At 70.8% G+C, this 19531-nt stretch carries 18 protein-coding genes; 9 read left to right on the top strand and 9 right to left on the bottom strand.

The genetic code is table 11. From position 1 onward, the window contains the following. Positions 1 to 7 precede the first annotated feature (7 nt). The 3 genes from RIC31_RS11550 (at position 8) to RIC31_RS11560 (ending at position 2765) form a co-directional block, all read left to right on the top strand. On the top strand, positions 8 to 499 hold the full coding sequence (locus RIC31_RS11550; protein ID WP_350106981.1) for a DUF302 domain-containing protein: 492 nt from the start codon (positions 8 to 10) through the stop codon (positions 497 to 499). Beyond that, a complete protein-coding gene (locus RIC31_RS11555; RefSeq protein WP_350106984.1) occupies positions 496 to 1686 on the top strand; it encodes a YeeE/YedE family protein in 1191 nt (396 codons plus the stop codon). Before RIC31_RS11550 ends, RIC31_RS11555 begins: the two co-directional genes overlap by 4 nt. Positions 1687 to 1775: 89 nt before the next feature. Then, a complete protein-coding gene (locus RIC31_RS11560; protein WP_350106987.1) occupies positions 1776 to 2765 on the top strand; it encodes an MBL fold metallo-hydrolase in 990 nt (329 codons plus the stop codon). A gap of 59 nt (positions 2766 to 2824) precedes the next feature. On the opposite strand, the gene RIC31_RS11565 is transcribed toward RIC31_RS11560, so the two are convergent. The 7 genes from RIC31_RS11565 to RIC31_RS11595 form a co-directional block, all read right to left on the bottom strand. Continuing rightward, a complete protein-coding gene (locus RIC31_RS11565) occupies positions 2825 to 3115 on the bottom strand; it encodes a DUF1330 domain-containing protein (RefSeq protein WP_350106990.1) in 291 nt (96 codons plus the stop codon). 141 nt (positions 3116 to 3256) lie between these two features. Then, entirely contained in the window at positions 3257 to 3604 is a 348-nt protein-coding gene (locus tag RIC31_RS11570) for a methyl-accepting chemotaxis protein (protein WP_502990119.1), read from the bottom strand. A gap of 86 nt (positions 3605 to 3690) precedes the next feature. Continuing rightward, a complete protein-coding gene (locus tag RIC31_RS11575; protein WP_350106996.1) occupies positions 3691 to 4395 on the bottom strand; it encodes a DUF1028 domain-containing protein in 705 nt (234 codons plus the stop codon). A 42-nt stretch (positions 4396 to 4437) separates the two neighbouring features. Further along, entirely contained in the window at positions 4438 to 5313 is an 876-nt protein-coding gene (locus RIC31_RS11580; protein WP_350106999.1) for an ABC transporter permease, read from the bottom strand. Between the two features lie 4 nt (positions 5314 to 5317). Then, positions 5318 to 6259, bottom strand: coding sequence for an ABC transporter permease (locus RIC31_RS11585; protein ID WP_350107002.1), 942 nt, complete (start codon positions 6257 to 6259; stop codon positions 5318 to 5320). Between the two features lie 67 nt (positions 6260 to 6326). Further along, positions 6327 to 7835, bottom strand: a complete 1509-nt coding sequence (locus tag RIC31_RS11590) for an ABC transporter substrate-binding protein (RefSeq protein WP_350107005.1) — start codon at positions 7833 to 7835, stop codon at positions 6327 to 6329. 46 nt (positions 7836 to 7881) lie between these two features. Further along, positions 7882 to 8571: a GntR family transcriptional regulator gene (locus RIC31_RS11595; protein WP_350107008.1), complete on the bottom strand. Its 690-nt coding sequence runs from the start codon at positions 8569 to 8571 to the stop codon at positions 7882 to 7884. 189 nt (positions 8572 to 8760) lie between these two features. On the opposite strand from RIC31_RS11595, the gene RIC31_RS11600 reads away from it, so the two are divergent. The 6 genes from RIC31_RS11600 (at position 8761) to RIC31_RS11625 (ending at position 16563) form a co-directional block, all read left to right on the top strand. Beyond that, a complete protein-coding gene (locus RIC31_RS11600) occupies positions 8761 to 10458 on the top strand; it encodes a long-chain-fatty-acid--CoA ligase (RefSeq protein ID WP_350107011.1) in 1698 nt (565 codons plus the stop codon). After that, the gene (locus RIC31_RS11605) at positions 10459 to 11325 is read left to right on the top strand and encodes an IclR family transcriptional regulator (RefSeq protein WP_350107014.1); all 867 of its coding nucleotides are present in this window, start codon (positions 10459 to 10461) and stop codon (positions 11323 to 11325) included. Positions 11326 to 11595: 270 nt separating this feature from the next. After that, positions 11596 to 13704: a 3-hydroxyacyl-CoA dehydrogenase NAD-binding domain-containing protein gene (locus tag RIC31_RS11610; RefSeq protein WP_350107017.1), complete on the top strand. Its 2109-nt coding sequence runs from the start codon at positions 11596 to 11598 to the stop codon at positions 13702 to 13704. A gap of 16 nt (positions 13705 to 13720) precedes the next feature. Then, positions 13721 to 14920, top strand: coding sequence for an acyl-CoA dehydrogenase family protein (locus tag RIC31_RS11615; RefSeq protein ID WP_350107020.1), 1200 nt, complete (start codon positions 13721 to 13723; stop codon positions 14918 to 14920). A gap of 198 nt (positions 14921 to 15118) precedes the next feature. Then, positions 15119 to 16258, top strand: a complete 1140-nt coding sequence (locus RIC31_RS11620; RefSeq protein WP_350107023.1) for an acyl-CoA dehydrogenase family protein — start codon at positions 15119 to 15121, stop codon at positions 16256 to 16258. Continuing rightward, entirely contained in the window at positions 16255 to 16563 is a 309-nt protein-coding gene (locus tag RIC31_RS11625) for a TehB family protein (protein ID WP_350107026.1), read from the top strand. The genes RIC31_RS11620 and RIC31_RS11625 overlap by 4 nt, the downstream gene beginning before the upstream one ends. Positions 16564 to 16638: 75 nt before the next feature. Here the strand turns inward: RIC31_RS11625 and RIC31_RS11630 are convergent, their stop codons facing one another. Together RIC31_RS11630 and uxaC are read right to left on the bottom strand one after the other, a co-directional pair. Next, on the bottom strand, positions 16639 to 18129 hold the full coding sequence (locus RIC31_RS11630; protein ID WP_350107029.1) for a mannitol dehydrogenase family protein: 1491 nt from the start codon (positions 18127 to 18129) through the stop codon (positions 16639 to 16641). Beyond that, positions 18126 to 19523 carry a glucuronate isomerase gene (uxaC, locus tag RIC31_RS11635; RefSeq protein WP_350107032.1) on the bottom strand — a complete coding sequence of 466 codons (1398 nt, stop codon included), beginning with the start codon at positions 19521 to 19523 and terminating at the stop codon, positions 18126 to 18128. The genes RIC31_RS11630 and uxaC overlap by 4 nt, the downstream gene beginning before the upstream one ends. Positions 19524 to 19531 lie beyond the last annotated feature (8 nt).

Below are 19531 nucleotides of genomic sequence, written 5' to 3' on the forward strand. Positions count from 1 at the left end.
GCTCGCCATGCGCATTGTCGCCGCCGGTCCGGTTGCCGCGCTCCTCGTCGCCGCCCTGCTGATGGTCGCCGCCCCGACCCGGGCGGAGAACCCGGCGCCCTACGCCGGCATGGTGACCGTGGACACCGGCAAGCCGTTCGAGCCGTTCGTCGAGGCCTTCGCCAAGGCGATCACCGCCAACGGCTTCAACGTCGTCGGCATCGCCTGCGCCAACTGCGCGATCAAGGGCGTGTTCGGCGAGACGGTGCCGGGCAACCGGGTGTTCCTGTTCTTCAAGCCGGCCTATGCCCGGCGCATGCTGGCGGCGTCGGTGGCCGCCGGCATCGAGGCGCCGATCCGGGTGTATGCCACCGAGGCCGTCGACGGCACTGCACGGGTGACATACCGGCAGCCCAGCGCAGTGTTCGGCGCCTACGAGGTCGCGGACCTCACCGTCATGGGGCGCGAACTGGACGAGCACGTCGCCCGCATGGTCGCGGATGCCCGGGCCGGATCGTGAGCGCCGCGACCACCGAGCCGCCGATTCCCGCCTTGCCGGCCGTGCAGCGGCCGGCCCTGGCTGCCGCCGCGATCCTGGCCCTGGGCCTGGGGGCTGCGCTGTGGGCCGATTCTGCGGTCATGGCCGCGGTGCTGCTGGTCGGCATCGGGCTCGGCGTCTCGCTGTACCACGCCGGCTTCGGCTTCACCGCCGCCTACCGGCGGGCGATCGTCGACAAGGAACTGTCCGGGATCGTCGCGCAGGCAGCGATGCTCATGTTGGCGTCCCTGCTGTTCGCGCCGATGCTGGCCGCCGGCGAGGTGTTCGGCCGCGGGGTCGGCGGGGCGGTGGCACCGGTCGGGGTCGACATGCTGACCGGCGCCCTGATGTTCGGGATCGGCATGCAGCTTGGCGGCGCCTGCGCGTCGGGCACCCTGTTCACCGCCGGCGGCGGCAATCCGCGGATGCTGGTCGTGCTGGTGTTCTTCTGCGCCGGGTCCTGGTGGGGCACCCTCGACCTGCCGTGGTGGCGGTCGCTGCCGGCGCTGCCGCCGATATCGCTGGCCCAGGCGGTCGGCTGGGGGCCGGCGCTGCTGCTGCAGGCGACGGTCCTGTGCCTGATCCTGTGGCTGCTGCACCGGCTCGGCGGCCGGGTGCGGCGGCCGCTCTGGTGGAACGGCCGGTTCTCCGGCGCCGCCCTGCTGCGCGGACCGTGGCCGCTGCTGCTCGGCGCGCTGGCGCTGGCGGTGCTGAACGCCGTCATGCTGGCGCTGACCGGCTCGCCCTGGGGCGTCACCTGGGGCTTCGCCCTGTGGGGGGCGAAGGCCGCTTCCGCCCTCGGCTGGGATCCGGCGACCAGCCTGTTCTGGTCGGCCGACTGGTCGCGCACCGCCCTGCAGCAGTCTGTACTGGCCTCGACCACCTCGGTCTCGAACATCGGCATCGTCATCGGCGCCTTCCTGGCGGCGGCCCTGGCCGGTGCCCTACGCCCGTCCTGGCGGATCGGCTGGCGGCCGCTGCTCGCCGCCATCGTCGGCGGGCTGCTGATGGGGTACGGCGCCCGACTCGCCTATGGCTGCAACATCGGGGCGTTCTTCTCCGGTGTCGCCTCGACCAGCCTGCACGGCTGGGCCTGGATCGCCATGGCCCTGGTCGGCACGGCGATCGGCATCAGGATGCGGCCCTGGTTCGACCTCGCGAATCCGTGATCTCGCATTGCGAGACAGCCGGATTGATCTCCGGGCGGTCTCGCTCCAATTGTATACAGTCGCGCTCGCGACCTAGGAGGGAGGCTTCCATGTCAACCACGTCCACCACGCTGTCCCGTCGGACGGCCCTGCTCGGCGCGCTCGGCGCCGGCGCAGCCCTGGCCACAACCGGCGTTTCCACCCGCACCGTCCAGGCTGCGGCCCCGATGCTCGGGCCGTCCAAGCCGTCCGCATACCGGTTCAAGCTCGGCGGTTTCGAGGTGACGACCGTCCTCGACGGCGCCGTTCAGCTCGACGGTCCGCATCCGATCTTCGGTGCCGATCAGAAGCCCGAGGACGTCCAGAAGCTCGCCGCCGAAAACTTCCTGCCGACCTCGCGCATGGCGATCAGCTTCGCGCCGGTGATCGTCAACACCGGCAGCGAGCTGATCCTGTTCGATACCGGCAACGGCGCGGCCCGCCGCCCGAATGCCGGCTCGCTGGTCTCGGCTCTCGCGGCCGGCGGCTACACGCCCGACCAGATCGACATCGTCGTGCTGACCCATTTCCACCCGGACCACATCGGCGGAATCATGGAGGACGGCAAGCCGACCTTCGCGAACGCCCGCTACGTCACCGGTGCCGCCGAGTACGACTTCTGGTCGCCGGCGGACAAGGCGACCGGCAAGACCGAGCGGGTCGGCAAGCTGGTGCAGTCCAACGTGGTGCCGCTGGCCGACAAGATGACCTTCCTGGAGGACAACCAGTCGGTCGTGTCCGGCATCACCTCGATCGACGCCAGCGGCCACACGCCGGGCCATCTCGCCTACCACCTGGAGAGCGAAGGCAAGCGGCTGATGATCACGGCCGACACCGCCAACCACTATGTCGTGTCGCTGCAGCGCCCCGACTGGGAGGTGTCGTTCGACATGAACAAGAAAAAGGCGGCGGAAGCGCGCAAGGAAATCTTCGGCATGATCGCCGCCGACAAGATCCCGTTCACCGGCTACCACATGCCGTTCCCCAACGTCGGCTATATCGAGCCGATGGGGACGGGCTTCCGCTACGTGGCGGCCGGCTACCAGATGGACCTGGGCTGATCCATCGGTGCGTCGGGCGGCGGTTCGCCGCCGCCCGACCGCCTGCCCGGGCACCCTCCTCAGGCGCCTTCGACGATCCGCATGTCGCGCTCGGCGCCGTCGCCGAGGGCGTCCAGCGCCTCCTTGTAGGCCGGGCTGTCATGGGTGGCGACGGCCTGCTCGACGCTGTCGAACTCGATGATGACCGTGCGCTGGTTCAGGCCGGCCTCGTAGGTCTTCGACGGCATGCCGCGGACCAGGAAGCGGCCGCCGCCGCCCTGGATGGCCGGCCCCGCCAGCTTGGCGTAGGCGGCCAGCTTGTCGGCGTCGTGGACGGCTCGATACAGCGAAATCCAGTAGGCCTTGGCCATGGGAGTTCCTCCTGACGGGATCGGCAGCGCCGCAACCCGGCGCCCCTGGATGTCGGGATCAAACTCCGTACCGCCGTCCGGCACAACCGCCGGGTCGATGTCGCGGCCCCGGCCTCGCGGAGCCGCGCGGCGACGGCGATACTATTCGGCGGCCGACAGCGAGTGATCGCGGCGATCGGCCTCGCTGAGCGTGCGCTTCAGGGTCTCGATCCGCTTCTCGACCGTGGCGATCACCTTGGCGATCTGATCGGTCGCCTCCTTGGTGTTGCCCGACAGCGTCTTGACCTCGCCGGCCACGACAGCGAAGCCGCGCCCGGCGTCCCCGGCCCGCGCCGCCTCGATGGTGGCGTTCAGGGCCAGGAGGTTGGTTTGCCCGGCGATCTGGTCGATGCGACGGGCCACGTCGCGGATCAGATTGAGGTCCGCCTCGAGGTCCGTGATGACCGACTGTGTATTCTCGATCGCCGTGCTGGTTGCGCTCATGGCCATGCCCTGCTGTTGGGGGCCGCAGTGTGCAACGGCACTGGTAAATGGTCCATGAAGACCGCAGGCCGGTCGTACGATTTTTGCGGGGGTCACCGACCGAGTCGCTCGGCGATCATCGCCTCGACCTCGCCGCGGTCCCACACGCCCCAGGGCCGGTCGGCGGTCGGGAAGGCATGCCGGAACGCCAGGAACCGCTCGCCCGCCACCTTGTGCAGCCGCTCGAGTTCGGCGAGCGGGTCCGGATGGTCGTCGACCCGCAGGTCGAGCCAGCGGTACGGACGGGCGTCCTGGATCACCAGACAGGCCGACTGCTTGCCGCGCTTGTCGCCGCCGGCCGCCTCGCCGGCCCGCATCGCGCCGATCAGGCGGTCGACCAGCGGCTGGCCCTCGCCGGCCCGGAACGCCTCGAAGGTCGCCTCGACGACTGCCGGTCCGGCCAGCATGTTGCCGGCCACCGACAGGTCCTGCTCGGACCGCGATCCGGCCCAGTCGACGCAGCCCGCACCGGTATAGGCCGCGGTCCGGCCGTCGAGCCCGAGCACATGGACCTGGCGGGCCGCCCGGCCTTCGTCGGGCGCCACCAGCGCCGCCACCACATCCTCCGGCGCCCCGCCGGCCCGCAGCATGTCGAGCCCGCGCGGCCCGTAGGTCGGATTGACCAGCGCCTGGGTGGCCACGATCCCGGCATCGGGGGCGCTGTGCGGTACCAGCGCACCGGCGGCGAAGAACCGGGTCGCCAGCGCAAGCCCCATCACGCCGGTCTCCGGCTCGCGCGCAACGATCGACCAGGTCATGCCGTCTCCTCCTCGCTCAGTCGCCGCCCTCAGTCGCCGCCCTCAGTCGCCCCTGGGATCGAGCGCGTCGCGCAGCCCGTCGCCCAGCAGGTTGAAGCCGAACACCACCAGGAAGATCGCCACGCCGGGCCACACCGACATCCACGGCGCCTGCACCAGGAAGTTCTTGGCGATGCTCAGCATGCTGCCCCAGCTGGGGTCGGGCGGCTGCTGGCCGAGACCGAGGAACGACAGGCTGGCCTCGGCGATGATCGCCGTGGCGATGGTCAGAGTGGCCTGCACCAGCAGCGGCGGAAAGATGTTCGGCAGGATGTAGCGCCACAGGATCCGCGGGTGCGCGAGGCCGACCGCCCGGGCGCCGTCGACATACTCCTCGGCCTTGACCGACAGGGTCTGGCCGCGCGCCAGCCGCACGAAGATCGGCGCCGCCGAAAGGCCGATGGCGATCATCGCGTTGGTCAGGCTGGGGCCCAGGAACGCCGCGAAGGCGATCGCCAGGATCAGGAACGGGCAGGACAGCAGCGCCTCGTTGCAGCGCGAGATCACGGTGTCGGTCCAGCCGCCGAAATACCCGGCGAGCACCCCGAGCGGCACCCCGATGGTCAGGGCGAACGCCACCGACACCACGCCGGCGAGCAGCGAGGTCCGGGCCCCCCACACCAGCCGCGAGAACACGTCGCGGCCGATCTCGTCGGTGCCCATCAGATGCGCCAGGGTCGGCGCCTTGCGGACCGCCATCCAGTCGGTGGCCATCGGCTCGTGGGTCGCGAACAGCGGCGCGCCGACCGCCAGCAGGATGAAGAACCCGATCATCAGGCCGCCGGCCAGGGCGCCGCGGTGGCGCAGCAGCCGGCGGCCGGCACGCGACCGGATGCGCAGGCCGAGGACGGAAGGGACGGTTCCGGCGACGTCGGCCATGGCGTTACACCCGGATCCGCGGATTCAGGAAGAAATACGCCATGTCGGCGACCAGGTTGAGGGCGATGAAGGCGAGCGAGCTGCACAGCACCACGCCCTGCACCACCGCGTAGTCGCGGTTGAACACCGCGTCGACGATCTGCTTGCCGAAGCCCGGGATGGTGAACACCTGCTCGGTCAGCACGGCGCCCGCCAGCAGCTCGCCGAGCTGCAGGGTGCCGACCGTGACCACCGGGATCAGGGCGTTGCGGAAGGCGTGGCGCAGCACCACCAGGCGTTCGCGCACGCCCTTGGCGCGGGCGGTGCGGACGTAGTCCGAACGCAGCACCTCCAGCATGGCGCTGCGGGTGTGGCGCATCATGGTGGCGGCGATCGCGCTGCCCAGCACGAAGGCCGGCATGATCATGGTCTTGAGGTTCTGGACCGGGTCGTCGAACGGACTCTCGTAGCCCGACGCCGGCAGCCAGCCGAGCTTGACCGACACCAGCAGGATCAGCAGCACCCCGAGCCAGAAGTTCGGGATCGACAGCCCCGAGAGCGCCGCCACGTTGGCCAGCCAGTCGATCGGCGTGCCGCGCTTGAGGGCCGACAGCACCCCCATGGGGATGCCGATCAGCAGGGCGATCGCGATCGCCATCAGCGCCAGCTGGATGGTGACCGGCAGCTTCTGCAGCAGCAGGTCGGTGACCGGGATGTTGGTCCGCAGGGAGATGCCAAGGTCGCCCTGCAGCACGCCGCCGATCCAGTAGCCGTACTGGACCCAGATCGGCTCGTTCAGGTGGTACTTCTCGCGGATGTAGGCGATCGACTCCGGGTCGCGCTCCTCGCCCGCCAGGGCCAGGGCCGGATCTCCCGGCAGCATCTGCTGCAGGGCGAACACGAACATCGAGACCAGGACCACGGTCGGCACGATGCCGACGAGGCGCCGAAGGAAATAGGCGAGCACCGGCCGCTCCCCGCGGGTTCGGGCCAAGGAAAGGCCGGGCGGCCCTGATCGGCCGCCCGGCCGGGGGTCACGAGGCCTTCTTCATCCCCTCGATCCGGATCATGGCGTCCGGATAGGGCTTGTAACCTTGGAGCTTGGCGCTCAGCGCCCAGATCCACTTCGGATGGTAGAGGTAGATGATCGGCCGGTCGCGATCGAGGATCTCGATCGCCGCGGCGTACAGCTTCTTGCGCTCCGCCAGGTCGTTGGTCCGGCGCGCGCCGTCCAGCAGCTTGTCGACCTCCGGATTGCAGTACTTGGAGTCGTTGATGCCGCCCTTGCAGGTCATGAACGAGTGGATGTTGCCGTCCGGATCGACCCGCCCCGACCAGCCGACCTCGGTCGCCTGGTAGTTGCCGGCCGACTGCTCCTTCAGCATGGTCGCGAACTCGGTGGCGCGCAGCTTTATGTCGAAGCCGGCTTCCGCCGCCATCGCCTGGATCACCTGCGCGGCCCGGGTCATGTCCGGGTTGTTCGGGAACTGCATCTCGAACGAGAAGCCCTCGGCGCCGGCCTCCTTCAGCAGCGCCTTCGCCTTGGCGACGTCGCGCGCCGGCATCGGAACCGCCTTGTTGTAGAACTGGCTCTGCGGCGAGATGAACTGGTTGCCCGGCAGGTGGGCGCCGTCGAACACCACCTGGTTCAAGGCGACCCGGTCGATCGCCAGCTCCAGCGCCTTGCGGACCCGCGGGTCCTGGCCGAGCGGGGTCTTCGCCCGGTCGCCGTTGGCGTTGTTGATGGTGATGCCCTGGTAGCCGAGGCCGACCACGTCGACGACCTGCAGCTTGGAGTCACCCTTGACCGTCGGGATGTCCGGCGGCGACAGCCGCTCGATCAGGTCCAGGTCGCCGGCCTGCAGGTTGGCCAGGCGGACCGTGGAGTCCGGGATGGTGCGGTAGATCACCTCGTCGAAATGAAAGGCGCCGGCGTTCCAGTAGGCCGGGAACTTCGCCAGCACGATCCGGTCCTGCTGCACCCGCTCGACGAACTTGAACGGGCCCGAGCACACCAGGTTGGCACCGAGCCCGGCGCCGGCGGCCTCGGCCGCCTTCGGCGACACCATCATGCCGGCGCGGTCGGACAGGGTCGCCAGCAGGGTGGCGTCCGGGGCGGCCAGGGTGAACCTGACGGTCAGCGGGTCGACCACCTCGGCCGTCTCGATCGACTTCACCTCGGACTTGCGGCGCGACTCCGGCAGGGTCTTGGAGCGCTCGATGTTGTACTTCACCGCCGCGGCGTCGAACTTCTCGCCGTCGTGGAAGGTGACGCCGTCGCGCAGCTTCATGGTCAGGGTCTTGCCGCCGTCCGACCAGTCCCAGGACGTGGCGAGCTGCGGCACGAAGTTCAGGTCCGGGTCGATGTCGACCAGCTTGTCGCACAGCGCGGTGTAGACGATCCGGCCGACGAAGGTGCGCGACTGGTCCGGGTCGAGCACGTCCGGGTCGTCGGCGAGGCCGATCTTCAGGGTCTCGGCCGATGCGGCCGTGCCGAAGAGCATCATGCCGGCCGCGACGGCCAGCGACAGTTTCCGGGTCATGGTCTCTCTTCCACCTCCGTGTTGCGTCCCTGTTGACCTTCCGCCGTCAGGCTTCGTCGCCCTCGTCCGGCGGCATCCCCTCGATGACGTTGTTGATATGCTCGGCCAGCGCCGCGGCCGCCCGGTCGGGACAGCCGCTGTCCAGGGCCTCGACGATCGGCCAGTGCCAGCGCGCCGACTGCAGCATCGGCCGCGCGCGCGCCGGGCTGGCGAGGGCAGCGCGGTGCACGTGCAGGAAGCAGCGGGTCAGGATCGGCTCCAGGGACGGCAGCTCGGCGCGCTCGAAGATCGCCATGTGGAACGCCCGGTCGAGCTCGGTCAGCGCGAACAGGTCCCCGGCCCCGGCAGCCGCCTCCATGTCGGCGATCAGGCCGGCCAGCCGGTCGCGCATCTCCGGGTCGAAGCGCGCCGCGGCCCGGCGCACGCCGGTGGTCTCAAGCCGGCGGCGGACGGCGACCATCTCGCGCGCCTCGTCCATCGAGGTGGTCGCCACCACGGTGCCGCGGTAACCATTGCGGACCACCAGCCCGGCCTCCTGCAGCTTCATCAGCGCCTCGCGCACCGGCGCCTGGCTGGAGCCGAACTCGGCCGCCAGCTGGGTCTCGACCAGTGGCGTACCGGGGCCGAGCCGGCCGATCACGATCAGCCGCTGCAGCGTCTCCTGGATCATCTGGCGCTTGTTGGACGGCGGGAACGGGTTGAACTCGCCCGCCTCCAGGGCCTCGGCCACCGACATTCCGCCTCCCGCGAATTCGCATCTGCGAAATAGTGATATCGATATTGAGAGCCGGTCAAGCGGTTGGCCTCCGCCCGGACGGCACATTCCGACATACGGAACCGCGTTCCGCGCAGTTGATCGCCCGGCCCGGCCGTGGGATAGGTTTGGAAACGCGAGGCGCGCATGCGCCCAGTCGAGGGAGGACCGATGTTCGATCGTCATTTCGGTGCCTGGCCGAAGGGGCTGCCGCACAGCCTGACCCCGCCGGCCACGACCCTGTCGGAGAACCTGGCGGTTTCCGCCCGGCGGTTCCCCGACAAGGTGGCGATCCACTACTACGGCACCCCGATCACCTGGGCCGAACTCGACCGCGCCACCGACCGGCTGGCCGGCTGGCTGCACGCCGTCGCCGGCGTCGGCAAGGGCGACCGGGTGCTGCTGTTCATGCAGAACAGCCCGCAATTCGTGGTCGGCTACTACGCCATCCTGCGCGCCAACGCGGTGGTGGTGCCGGTCAACACCATGAGCAAGATCGAGGAACTCCGGCACATCACCGAGGACACCGGCGCCAGCGCCGCGGTGATCGGCCAGGAGATGCTCGACGTGGTGGCGCCGCTGACCGGCGGCGGCCCGCTCGCGCATATCGCGGTCGCCTGCTACGGCGACTGCATCCGGGCCACCACCGACCTGGACCTGCCGGACGCGGTGGCGGCGCCCCGGCGCGCGCTCGACGGCGCCGGGCTGGTCACCTGGGAATCGGTGATGGCCTCCGACCATCCGGTGCCGCCGCTGGCGGTCGGGCTCGACGACTGGTGCGTGCTGCCGTTCAGCTCCGGCACAACCGGCCGGCCGAAGGGCTGCCTGCACAGCTACCGCACCGTCGGCTTCACCATGTACGGGACACTGGTGTGGAGTCCGAGCGGCCCGGAATCGGTGTCGCTGGTCAGCCTGCCGCTGTTCCACGTCACCGGCATGCAGAACTCGATGAACATGCTGATCTACCAGGGCTCGACCATGGTCATGACGACCCGGTGGAACCGCCGGACCGCGGCCGAGCTGATCGCCCGCCACCGGGTGACGCACTGGCGCTGCATCACCACCATGTGCGTCGACCTGCTGTCGGACCCGGAGGTCGGGACCTTCGACCTGTCGTCGCTGATGGCGGTCAGCGGCGGCGGCGCGCAGATGCCGGCGGCGATCGCCGACCGGCTGCACGGCCTGACCGGCATCGAGTACCTCGAGGGCTACGGCCTGACCGAGACCATGGCGCCGACCCACATCAACCCGATCGGCCGGTCGAAGCGGCAATGCGGCGGCATCCCGTTCTTCGACACCGACGCCCGCGTGGTCGATCCCGAGACCCTGCAGGAGCTGGGGCCGACCGAGGTCGGCGAGATCGTGGTGTCCGGGCCGCAGGTGTTCCTCGGCTACTGGAACCGGCCGGACGACACCGCGGCGGTGTTCTTCGAGCGCGACGGCAAGCGGTTCTTCCGGACCGGCGACCTGGGCTACTACGACGACGAGGGCTACTTCTTCCTGGTCGACCGCCTGAAGCGGATGATCAACGCCGCCGGCTTCAAGGTCTGGCCGGCCGAGGTCGAGGCCATGATGTACGAGCACCCGCAGATCCAGGAGGTCTGCATCATCGCCACACCGGACCCGCGGCGCGGCGAGACCGTGAAGGCGGTGGTCGTGCCGCGCGCCGGACCGGCGCCGACGGCCGAGGCAGTCCAGGACTGGTGCCGCGAGCGCATGGCGACCTACAAGGTGCCGGCGGTCGTCGAGTTCGCCGAGACCCTGCCGAAATCGCCGACCGGCAAGGTGCAGTGGCGGGTGCTCCAGGACCAGGAGAACCAGGCCCGCGGCACCGCCACGGCCCCCGCCCCGACAACGCGAGCGTCCTGAATGCCCAGGCGACCCAGCAATCCGCGCCTCGCCAACATCGAGGACTGGCGCGACGGCGCCGATGCCGATCCCGGCTTCGTGACGGCGCTCGCCCGCGGGCTGGAGATCCTGCGGGCGTTCGGCCGCGACGACCGCTATCTCGGCAACGGCGAGTTGGCCAAGCGCACCGGAATCCCGAAGTCGACGGTCTCGCGCCTGACCCAGACCCTGACCTCGCTCGGCTATCTGCGCTATGTCGACCAGTTGGAGCGCTACCAGCTCGGCCCCGGGGTCCTGGCACTCGGCTACCGCTACCTCGCCGGCAACGGGGTGCGCGACATCGCCCACCCGCACATGCAGGCGCTGGCGGATTCCACGGACTGCTCGGTGGCGCTCGGCGCCGGCGACCGCTCGGAGATGGTCTATATCGACGTCTGCCAGGGCCGCGGGCCGCTGATCCTGCGGCTCGACGTCGGCGCCCGCATCCCGATGCCGGTCACCTCGATGGGCCGGGCCTATCTCGCCGGCCTGTCGGAGACCGAGCGCGAGTCGGCGTTCGCCCGGCTGCAGGCGCATTACGGCGACGACTGGCCGGGGCTGCGCAGGGGCGTCGAAGAGGCGCTGAAGTTCCATGCCGACAACGGCTACTGCCTGTCCGAGGGCGACTGGAACCGCGACGTGGCCTCGGCCGGGATCCCGCTGGTGCTGGAGGGCGGCGCCCATGTGCTGGCGTTCAACTGCGGCGGTTCCTCGCTGCGGCTGACGCGCAAGGTGCTCGAGCGATCGATCGGCCCGCGGCTGCTGGAACTGGTGCGGCTGGTCGAGCACGACCTGGCCGGCGCCCCGACCGGCACGCCGGGGTTCCCGCCGCGCGCGCCCGGAATGTGAGCCGGGACGGAGGCCCGTCGTGCGGTGGGTTCCGGCTCGGCTGCGCCGGGGCGGCGCGGCCGTCCGGAATGACGTCAGAGGGGGGAATCGGGTCTCCCTCCCCTGACGTCATTCCGGACCGGAGCGCCGGAGGCGGGACGGAGCCGGAACCCACCCGCCTCGCGGGGTCGAGGAGTAATTTATTCCGATATACGGAACATTGTTCCAATAACCTTGAGTCCGCTGCCCAGCCGGTCTATGTGATCTGAAAAAGCACCCTCGGGAGGAACCATGTCCGACGCCGTCCGCTACAGCCGCGAGGGGGCCATCGGCCTTATCGAGGTGGTGAACCCGCCGGTCAACGCGCTCGGCCAGGCGGTGCGCGCCGGTATCAGTGCGGCGATCCGCCAGGGCACCGAAGACCCCGAGGCCAGGGTCCTGGTCATCTTCGGCGAGGGCCGCACCTTCATGGCCGGCGCCGACATCCGCGAGTTCGGCAAGCCGCCGATGCCGCCGATCCTGGGCGAGGTGATCAACGAGATCGAGGCCTGCCCGAAGCCGACGGTCGCCGCGATCCACGGCACCGCGCTGGGCGGCGGGCTGGAGACCGCGCTCGGCTGCCGGTTCCGGGTAGCACTCAAGGGCTCGAAGGTCGGGCTGCCGGAGGTCAAGCTCGGCATCATCCCGGGCGCCGGCGGCACCCAGCGGCTGCCGCGGGTCGCCGGCGTGCCGGCCGCGCTGGAGATGATCACCAGCGGCCGCCACGTCCCGGTCGAGGAGGCGCTCGGCCTCGGTATCGTCGACGCGGTGGTCGACGGCACCGACGCCAGGGCGGCCGGCATCGCCTTCGCGCAACGGGTCATGGACGAGGGCCTAACGGCCCCGGCGGTGCGCGACCGCGACGACAAGCTGGCCCCCGCCCGCGAGGATCGCTCGATCTTCGAGGAGACCCGCAAGAAGCTGGCGAAGTCGATGCGCGGCCGGATGTCGCCGCAGAAGGCGGTCGACGCGGTCGAGGCCGCCGTCGACCTGCCGATCGACCAGGGCCTGAAGCGCGAGCGCGAGCTGATCCAGCAGTGCATGGAGTCGCCGCAGCGCGCCGGGCTGGTGCATGCCTTCTTCGGCGAGCGCGAGGTCGCCAAGGTGCCGGGCATGTCCCGGGACGTGCCGGTGCGTCCGGTCAGGAAGGCCGCGGTGATCGGCGCCGGCACCATGGGCGGCGGCATCGCCATGTGCTTCGCCAACGCCGGCATCCCCGTCACGGTGCTGGAGACCGGCCGGGAGGCGCTGGACCGCGGGCTCGGACGGGTCCGCAACAACTACGAGATCAGCGCCAAGCGCGGCCGCCTGACCGCCGACGAGGTCGAGGCCCGGATGGCGCTGATCACCCCGAGCCTGGACATGGCCGAGCTTTCCGACGCCGACATGGTGATCGAGGCGGTGTTCGAGAGCATGGACGTGAAGAAGGAAGTGTTCCGCAAGCTCGACGCGGTCGCCAAGCCGGGCGCGGTGCTGGCCAGCAACACCTCCTACCTGGACGTCGACGAGATCGCCGCCGCCACCTCGCGGCCGGCCGACGTGCTGGGCATGCATTTCTTCAGCCCGGCCAACGTCATGCGACTGCTGGAGGTGGTGCGCGGGGCGAAGACCGCCGACGACGCCCTGAAGACCGCGCTGGAGATCGGCCGAAAACTCGGCAAGGTCGCGGTGGTGTCGGGGGTGTGCGACGGCTTCATCGGCAACCGCATGCTGAAGACCTACAAGACCCAGATGGACTACCTGATGGAGGACGGCGCCCTGCCGCAGGAGATCGACGCGGCGATCACCGGCTTCGGCTTCCCGATGGGGCTGTACGCCATGGGCGACCTGGCCGGCCTCGACATCGGCTACATGACCCGGCGACGCGAGGACGCCACGCGCCCGGCCGACGCCCGCTACGTGGCGATCGCCGACCGGCTGTACGACCTCGGCCGGCTCGGCCAGAAGACCGGCGCCGGGTGGTACCGCTACGAGGACGGCCGCACCCCGATCCCGGATCCTGCGGTCGAGGCGATCATCGTCGAGGAGTCGCAGAAGAAGGGCATCAACCGGCGATCCTTCAGCGCCGACGAGATCCGTACCCGGGCGCTGTGCGCGCTGGTCAACGAAGGGGCGAAGGTGCTGGCCGAGGGCATCGCGCTCAGGCCGGTCGACATCGACATGGTCTGGCTGTTCGGCTACGGCTTCCCGTCCTACGAGGGCGGGCCGATGTTCTGGGCCGACCGCCGCGGCCTCGACAAGGTGCTGGCCGACATCCGCGGCTTCGCCGACCATGACCCGAATAGCTGGGCGCCCGCGCCCCTGCTGGTCGAACTGGCCGAGGCCGGCCGGACCTTCAAGGACTGGAGCGACGCGCGCTGAGCGCAGGAGGACTCCCATGGACCTGAACTTCACGCCTGCCGAGCAGGCCTTCCGCGAGGAGGTCCGCGCGTTCCTGAAGGCCGACCTGCCGGCCGACATCGCCGCCAAGATCAAGGGCGGCCGGCGGCTGACCCGCGACGACCACATCCGCTGGATGACGGCGCTGTCGAAGCGCGGCTGGCTGGGGGTCAACTGGCCGACCGAATTCGGCGGCACCGGCTGGTCGCCGGTCCAGCGCCACATCTTCGAGGAGGAGTGCGCCGCCGCCGGCGGGCCGCGCATCCTGGCCTTCGGCGTCAGCATGGTGGCGCCGGTCATCATGAAGTTCGGCACCGAGGAGCAGAAGGCGCACTACCTGCCGCGCATCCTCGACCTGACCGACTGGTGGTGCCAGGGCTACTCCGAGCCGGGCGCCGGCTCCGACCTCGCCTCCCTGAAGACCCGGGCGGTGCGCGACGGCGACCACTACGTGGTCAACGGCCAGAAGACCTGGACGACGCTCGGCCAGCACGCCGACTGGATCTTCTGCCTGGTGCGCACCGACCCGCAGGCCGCCAAGCCGCAGGAGGGCATCTCCTTCCTGCTGATCGACATGAAGACTCCCGGCATCACCGTGCGCCCGATCATCCTGCTGGAGGGCGAGCACGAGGTGAACGAGGTGTTCTTCGACGACGTCCGGGTGCCGGTGGCCAACCGGGTCGGCGAGGAGAACCAGGGCTGGACCTGTGCCAAGTACCTGCTGACCCACGAGCGCACCAACATCGCCGGGGTCGGGCTGTCGAAGGAGGCGCTGCGCCACCTGAAGACCATCGCCCGCGACCAGCTGAAGAACGGCAGGCCCCTGATCGAGGACCCGATCTTCCGGGCCCGGATGGCGCAGCTCGAGATCGACCTGATGGCGCTGGAGACGACCAACCTGCGGGTGCTGGCCGACGTTCAGGCCGGCGGCGCGCCGGGAGCCGAGAGCTCGATCCTGAAGATCAAGGGCACCGAGGTCCGCCAGGCCATCACCGACCTGGCGCGGCGGGCGCTCGGGCCCTACGCCCTGCCGTTCCAGTCGGAGGCGCTGGACGGCGGCTTCAACGGCGAGCCGATCGGCCCGGACTACGCCGCCCCGGTGGCCGCGCACTACTTCAACATGCGCAAGCTGTCGATCTTCGGCGGCTCCAACGAGATCCAGAAGAACATCGTCGCCAAGGCCAGCCTGGGGCTGTGAGGGACCGGCGACGCCCGTCGCCGCGTGGGTTCCGGCTCTCCGCGGCTTCGCCGTGTCGGCCGGAATGACGACAGGGAGGAAGGGACCGGGAGCAATGTCACCCCTCCCCTTCGTCATTCCGGACCGGATCGCCGCAAGCGAGACGGATCCGGAAGCCACGGTGCGACCGGCGCCGAGAAAACCGAGGAAGGAACGCTCATGGACTTCTCGCTGTCGGAGGAGCAGCGGCTCCTCAAGGAGACCGTCGACCGGCTGGTGCGCGACCGCTACGGCTTCGAGGCCCGGCAGAAGGCGGCCGGCTCCGAGGAGGGATTCAGCCGCGCGACCTGGGCGACCTTCGCCGAACTCGGCCTGCTGGCTGTGCCGTTCCCGGAGGACGTCGGCGGCCTGGGCGGCGGCGGCATCGACCTGATGGTGGTGGCCGAGGCGTTCGGCCGCGGCCTGGTGGTCGAGCCCTACCTGGCCACCGTGGTGCTGGCCGGCGCGCTGGTCGAATTGGCCGGCTCCGACGACCAGAAGGCCCACATCCTCGGGCACATCGTGGCCGGCGAGAAGCTGCTGGCCTTCGCCCATGGCGAGCCGGACGGGCGCTACGATCTGGCCCATGTGGCGACCCGGGCCGAGAACCCGGACGACGGCTGGCGCCTCTCGGGGCGCAAGTCGGTGGTGATCAGCGGCGACACGGCCGACACCCTGATCGTCTCCGCCCGGACCGCCGGCGGCACCGGCGACGAGGCCGGCATCGGCCTGTTCCTGGTGGCCAAGGGTGCCGCCGGCCTGACGGTGCGCGGCAACCCGACCATCGACGGCGGCCGCTCGGCCGAGGTCGTGCTGGACGGCGTCGCGGCCGAGCCGCTGGGCGAGCCCGGCGCCGCCTTCCCGGCGATCGAGGCGGCGGTGGCGCGCGGCATCGCGGCACTCTGCGCCGAGGCGGTCGGGGCCATGGAGGTGGCCTGCGAGGTCACCCTCGACTACCTGAAGACCCGTAAGCAGTTCGGCCGGCCGATCGGCAGCTTCCAGGCCCTGCAGCACCGCATGGTCGACATGCGCACCGAGCTCGAGCAGGCCCGGTCCATGGCGATCCTGGCGGCCGCCAAGCTGTCCGCCGGCCGGGTCGAGCGCGAGCGCACGGTCAGCGCCGCCAAGGTCACGATCGGCCGCGCCGCCCACCACGTCGCCGAAGAGGCCATCCAGCTGCACGGCGGCATCGCCATGACCTGGGAATACGCGCTGGCCCACTACGCCAAGCGGCTGGTGATGATCGACCACCTGCTGGGCGACGTCGACCACCACACCGAGCGGTTCATCAGGCTGACGGACGCGGCCGAGGCGGCATGAGCCGCCGGACAGCCGTGCCGGTCCGCCTTCCGGACGGAGCGCGGGCCTACAAGCGAACGCCGGTCTTCACCGAGGCGACCGTGCCCGCCGCGCTGCGCACGGATCACAGCACCAAGGCCGGAGTCTGGGGCCTGCTGCAGGTGAGCGCCGGGAGCCTGACCTACGTGCTGGCAGGGACAGGCGAGGAGACCGTAATCGGCGCCGGGGCAAGTGCCGTCATCCGGCCGGAGGAGCGGCATCGGGTCGTCGTCGACGGGCCGGTCGCGTTCTTCATCGAGTTCCATCGGGTCGTCGGGTCCGGGTAGCCCGCGGTCCATGCGCCGACCGATCGCATGAAGGCGGGGTAACGGTCACGCTCCGGCCGGCGCCGAGTGGCTCCCCTACCCCAGCCGCTCCACGCAGTACCAGGCACCGCGGTCGAACAGCCCGTCCAGCGCCGAGGTGACCGCCGCCACGAACGCCTCGTTCGCCGGCAGGTCGTCGCCGAACACCTCGCGCACGCTCAGCAGCGCCGGGGCCAGGCGGCCGGCGACCGGGCCGGCGTCCTCGGCGAGGCGGCGCAGCCGCTCGGCCAGCGGGTCGCGCACGTCGATCGGGGCGCCGGTCTCGTCGACCCCGCGGACGTAGCGCATCCAGCCGGCCACCCCGAGGGCGAGGCGGTCGAACGACAGGCCGAGCGCCAGCCGCTCGCGGATCGTCTCCAGCAGGCGCTGCGGCAGCTTCTGGCTGCCGTCCATGGCGATCTGCCAGGTCCGGTGGCGCAGCGCCGGGTTGGCGAAGCGCGCCAGCAGGGCGGCCTTGTAGCCCGTCAGGTCGGTCCCGGCCGGCATCCGCAGCGACGGCGTGATCTCGTCGTCCATCATGGCCGCGACGAAGCGCTCGAAAGCCTTGTCGGCCACGGTCTCGGCGACGGTCTGGTAGCCCGCGAGATAGCCGAGATAGGCGATGCAGGAGTGGCTGGCGTTCAGCAGCCTGAGCTTCATCGCCTCATAGGGTCGCACGTCGGCCACCGGCTCGGCGCCGAACGCCTCCCAGGCCGGGCGGCCGGTCGGGAAACGGTCCTCGAACACCCACTGGCTGAACGGCTCGGTCACCACCGGGGCCGCGTCCTCGACGCCGAGCGCCGCCGCGATCCGGGCCCGGTCGTCGGCGGTCGTGGCCGGCACGATGCGGTCGACCATCGAGCTCGGGCAGGCCACCCGGTCCTCGATCCAGTGGTCGAGGTCGGGCTCGAGCAGGGCGGCGTAAGCGCGCAGGATCCGCGCCGTCACCTCGCCGTTGGTCGGCAGGTTGTCGCAGGACAGCACGGTGAACGGCGGCGTGCCGGCGGCGCGACGGCGGCGCAGCGCCTCGACCAGGAAGCCCGGCAGGGTGCGCGGCTGTGTCGGGTTCGCGAGGTCGCGGCGGATGTCCGGGTTGCGGTCGTCGATCTCGCCGGTGGCCGGGTTGTGGCAGTAGCCCTTCTCGGTGACGGTGGCGGTCACCACCCGGACCCGCGGGTCGGCCAGCCGGGCCAGCACGGCGGCCGGGCTCTCCGGCGCCACCAGGGTCTGCAGGACCGAGCCTACGACACGCAGCCGCTCGCCGTCCTCGTCGCGCACCGCGGCGGCGTACAGCCCGGCCTGCGGCGCCAGGGCGTCGCGGACGTCCGGGGTTCGCAGCGAGACCCCGCAGATTCCCCATGGTCCCGGCGCGGCGTTCAGGGCGTTGTCGGTGTAGATCGCCTGATGCGCGCGGTGAAAAGCTCCCAGCCCGATGTGGACGACGCCCACATCCAGGCCGCCACGGTCGTAGCGCGGCCGGGCGACGGCGGCCGGGACCGACGCGAGGGTGTCGGGCCCGAGGCGCCTGGAGATCGGATGGACGGTCACAATCGGTAGGCCTGCTTTGCCAGTCGGTAGGCGAGGTCGACCGCGACCTCGCGGGCCTCATCTTCGTCGATCCGGTGCTCGGCCACCAGCCGGGCCAGAAACGCGCAGTCGATGCGTCGGGCGACGTCGTGACGGGCCGGGATCGAGGGGAAGGCACGGGTGTCGTCGTTGAAGCCGACGGTGTTGTAGAAGCCGGCGGTCTCGGTGACCCGCTGGCGATATCGCCACATCCCCTCGGGACTGTCGTGGAACCACCAGGGCGGGCCGATGCGCAGCGCCGGGTAGTGGCCGGCCAGCGGCGCCAGCTCGCGCGAATAGGTGGTCTCGTCCAGGGTGAACAGGATCAGGGTCAGGCGCGGGTCGTTGCCGAACCGGTCGAGCAGCGGCTTCAGGTTGTCGACGAACTCCGAGCGGGTCGGGATGTCGTCGCCGCGGTTGGCCCCGAAGACGCACTGGATCCAGGCATTGTGGCTGCGCCGGACCCCGGAGTGCAGCTGCATGACCAGCCCGTCCTCCAGGCTCATCCGCGCCATCTCGGTCAGCATCTGGCCGCGGAACAGCTCGGCGTCGCCCGGCCCGGCCAGCCCGTCGACCACCCGGCCGAACAGCACCTCGGCCTCGGCCGGCGGCAGGTCGGCGGTCCGGGCGGTCGGGTGGCCGTGGTCGGTCGCAGTGGCACCGGCCGCCATGAAGGCGCGGCGCCGGGCCGCCAGGGCGGCGAGATATCCCCGCCAGCTCAGGGTGTCCTCGCCGGTCAATTCGCCCAGCGCCTCGACGTTCCGCTTGAAGCCCGGGGTGTCGGGGTCGACCACGGTGTCGGGCCGGAAGGTGGTGACCACCCGGCCCGTCCAGCCGGACTCCCGGATGGCCCGGTGATGGTCGAGCGGGTCGAGCGCGCCTTCGGTGGTCGCCAGGGCCTCGATGCCGAAGCGCTCGAACAGGGCGCGCGGCCGGAACTCGGGGCGGGTCAGGCAATCGGCGATCCGGTCGTAGACCGCGTCGGCATTCGCCGGACTCAGGCGATCGGTCACGCCGAACACATCGGCCAGCGAATGCTCCCACCACAGCCGGCTCGGGGTCGCCCGAAAGGCGTGCCAGTGCTCGGCCACCAGGCGCCAGATCCTGCGCGGGTCGGCCTCGACCGGCCCGCCATCCGACCGCGGCACCCCCAGCTCCTCGAGCCGCACCCCCTGGCTGTACAGCATGCGCAGGACGTAGTGGTCGGGCACCACCAGCAGTTCGGCCGGGTTCGGGAACGGCTCGTCATAGGCGAACCAGGCCGGGTCGGTGTGACCGTGCGGGCTGACGATCGGCAGGCCGGCGACCTCGGCATACAGCCGCCGGGCGATCGCGCGCTCCCCGGGGTCCGCCGGGAACAGGCGATCCTCATGCATGCGCTTGG

The sequence above is a fragment of the Thalassobaculum sp. genome (assembly GCF_040219615.1).
In the GTDB taxonomy this organism is placed as follows: domain Bacteria; phylum Pseudomonadota; class Alphaproteobacteria; order Thalassobaculales; family Thalassobaculaceae; genus Thalassobaculum_A.